This window comes from Kitasatospora sp. NPDC059803 (genome assembly GCF_042732255.1).
In the GTDB taxonomy this organism is placed as follows: Bacteria; Actinomycetota; Actinomycetes; order Streptomycetales; family Streptomycetaceae; genus Kitasatospora.
The window spans coordinates 1-3,132 of record NZ_JBHWIJ010000497.1 but is presented as its reverse complement, the minus strand read 5'-3'; the positions used below and the strand labels follow the sequence as shown (position 1 = coordinate 3,132).

General features: G+C 74.7%; 3 protein-coding genes. All 3 read left to right on the top strand.

From position 1 onward, the window contains the following. Nucleotides 1–183 precede the first annotated feature (183 nt). Nucleotides 184–309, top strand: coding sequence for a morphogenic membrane protein MmpB (gene mmpB / locus ACFV6I_RS38700; protein ID WP_279634918.1), 126 nt, complete (start codon nt 184–186; stop codon nt 307–309). 97 nt (nt 310–406) lie between these two features. Further along, complete coding sequence (locus tag ACFV6I_RS38695; protein ID WP_380430878.1) at nt 407–1,006, top strand: nucleoside triphosphate pyrophosphatase; 600 nt, start codon at nt 407–409, stop codon at nt 1,004–1,006. Nucleotides 1,007–1,295: 289 nt separating this feature from the next. Beyond that, nucleotides 1,296–3,132 (top strand): acetyl/propionyl/methylcrotonyl-CoA carboxylase subunit alpha (locus ACFV6I_RS38690; RefSeq protein WP_380430875.1); only part of this gene is annotated, 1,837 nt, incomplete at its 3' end.

Here is a 3,132-nt window from a genome sequence, read left to right as displayed (position 1 = left end):
GCGGCCCCCCCCCGGGGGCGGCGGCGGGCGCGGGGCCGCCAGCGCCGCGGGGGGCTGGGCGCGCGCCCGCGCCCCCCCCCCCCCCCCCACTCCGCACCCGTTCGGGCCCGTCCGCCCGGATTGCCCGAAAGCTGAGTACGGATACTCAGGCGCCCGGGGCCGGGCGCGGCGCACCCTGGACGTGTGCTCTGGTCAGACCCCCGCGACGAGCCCTCCCCGGAGGCCCGCCGGATGATGGAGCGGCTGCACCGGGCCGGCCGGGTGCTCGCCGCCCTCGCGATGGTGGCCGCCGTCCTCCTCCTGCTGTGACCGGCGCCCACCCGACTGCGGTGACCGCCGCTCACCCGACCGCCGCGACCGCCGTTCACCCGAACGGCGGACACCGGCACCCCCTACCCTGAGGGGCATGACCGACCAGCGCATCCTCGTCCTCGCCTCCGCCTCCCCCGCCCGCCTCGGACTGCTCCGCCAGGCGGGCCTCGACCCGCGCGTGGTGGTCAGCGGCGTCGACGAGGACGCGATCAGCGCCGCCACCCCGGCCGAACTCGCCCTGGTGCTGGCCGAGGCCAAGGCGAAGGCCGTCGCCGCCGCACTGACCGACGGCGAGCTGGTGATCGGCTGCGACTCCGTCCTGGAGCTGGACGGCCAGGCCCTCGGCAAGCCCGCCGACGCCACCGAGGCGCTCGCCCGCTGGCAGTCGATGCGCGGCCGGGCCGGGGTGCTGCGCACCGGCCACTGCGTGATCGACACCGCGACCGGCCGGCAGTCCTCGGCGACCGCGTCCACCACCGTCCGCTTCGGCACCCCGGACGACGCCGAGATCGCCGCCTACGTGGCCTCCGGCGAGCCCCTGCACGTCGCCGGGGCGTTCACCCTGGACGGGCGCTCGGCGCCGTTCATCGAGGGCATCGACGGCGACCCGGGCAACGTCATCGGCCTCTCGCTGCCGCTGCTGCGCACCCTGCTCGCCGACCTGGACGTCCGGCTGGTCGACCTCTGGGCCTGACGGCCGGACCCGCAGAACGGGCGGCGGCCCGCCGCCCGTTCCACCGTCGTTTGAGCCGGCCGCGCGAGAGTGTGTCCGATGCCACCGGGGCACCGGACAACGCCCGGTCACCCGCTGTGGATCCGGCCGGTTCGACCGCACCGGCCGCGACCTGCGGCGTCACCGGACGGGCGGTCGACGGGCCCCGGAAATTCATCACCGTCCGTGTGGGATAGTTCACAACCTGGGGCTACTCGCCGGTACCGCCCAGGAATCCATAAACTCGACCAGGTTCAAGAAGGGAGCCACAGTGCGCAAGGTGCTCATCGCCAACCGCGGGGAAATCGCCGTCCGCGTCGCCCGGGCCTGCTCGGACGCCGGTATCGCCAGCGTCGCCGTCTACGCCGAGCCGGACCGGGATGCGCTGCACGTCCGCGCGGCCGACGAGGCTTACGCGCTGGGTGGAGACACCCCCGGCACCAGTTACCTGGACATCGCCAAGGTCCTGAAGGCCGCAGCGGACTCCGGGGCCGACGCCGTCCACCCCGGCTACGGGTTCCTGTCGGAGAACGCCGACTTCGCCCAGGCCGTCCTCGACGCGGGCCTGACCTGGATCGGCCCGCCCCCGCAGGCCATCCGCGACCTCGGTGACAAGGTCACCGCCCGGCACGTGGCGCAGCGCGCCGGCGCGCCGCTGGTCGCCGGGACCCCGGACCCGGTCTCGGGTGCCGACGAGGTGGTCGTGTTCGCCCGGGAGCACGGCCTTCCGGTCGCCATCAAGGCGGCCTTCGGCGGCGGCGGCCGCGGCCTCAAGGTCGCCCGCACGCTGGAGGAGATCCCGGAGCTGTACGAGTCCGCGGTGCGCGAGGCCGTCGCCGCCTTCGGCCGCGGCGAGTGTTTCGTCGAGCGCTACCTGGACAACCCGCGGCACGTGGAGACCCAGTGCCTCGCGGACAAGCACGGCAACGTGGTGGTCGTCTCCACCCGTGACTGCTCGCTGCAGCGCCGGCACCAGAAGCTGGTCGAGGAGGCGCCCGCGCCGTTCCTGACCGCCGAGCAGAACGCCGAGCTGTACCGGGCGTCCAAGGCCATCCTGAAGGAGGCCGGCTACGAGGGCGCCGGGACCTGCGAGTTCCTGGTGGCGCTGGACGGCACGATCTCCTTCCTGGAGGTCAACACCCGGCTGCAGGTCGAGCACCCGGTCACCGAGGAGGTCACCGGACTCGACCTGGTCCGCGAGATGTTCCGGATCGCCGACGGCGAGGAACTGGGCTACGGCGACCCCGAGGTGCGCGGCCACTCGTTCGAGTTCCGCATCAACGGCGAGGACCCGGGCCGGGGCTTCCTGCCCGCGCCCGGCACCGTGACGCTGTTCGCGCCGCCGTCCGGCCCGGGCGTCCGGCTGGACTCCGGCGTGGAGACCGGCTCGGTCATCGGCCCGGCCTGGGACTCCCTGCTGGCCAAGCTGATCGTCTCCGGCCGGGACCGCAAGCAGGCCCTGGAGCGGGCCCGCCGCGCGCTGAACGAGTTCAAGGTGGAGGGCATGGCCACCGCCATCCCGTTCCACCAGGCGGTCGTCACCGACCCGGCGTTCGCGCCCGAGGTGCACGGCGGCGAGGGCCCGTTCACGATCTACACCCGGTGGATCGAGACCGAGTTCGACAACACCATCCCGCCGTTCGCGGGCGCGGCCGGCGACGGCGAGGAGGCCGAGGGCCGCGAGACCGTCGTGGTCGAGGTCGGCGGCAAGCGGATCGAGGTCTCGCTGCCGTCCTCGCTGGGCGTCTCGGCGGCCCCGGCGGCCGGTGCGGCGGGTGCCGCGAAGGCCAAGCGCCGGGTGGGCGCCAAGAAGGCCGGTTCGGCCGTCAGTGGTGACACCCTGGCCTCGCCGATGCAGGGCACCATCGTCAAGGTCGCCGTCGAGGAGGGCCAGGTCGTCGCCGAGGGCGAGCTGATCGTGGTCCTGGAGGCGATGAAGATGGAGCAGCCGCTGAACGCGCACAAGGCGGGCACCGTCGTCGGCCTCAAGGCCGAGGTGGGCGCGAGCGTCAGCAGCGGCGCCCCGCGGGGGGGGTTAAAGGACGGTCGCGCTCCCGGGAGCACCGGCCGGCCCCGTCCCCCCCGGGGGGGGGGGGCGGGCGCGGGGG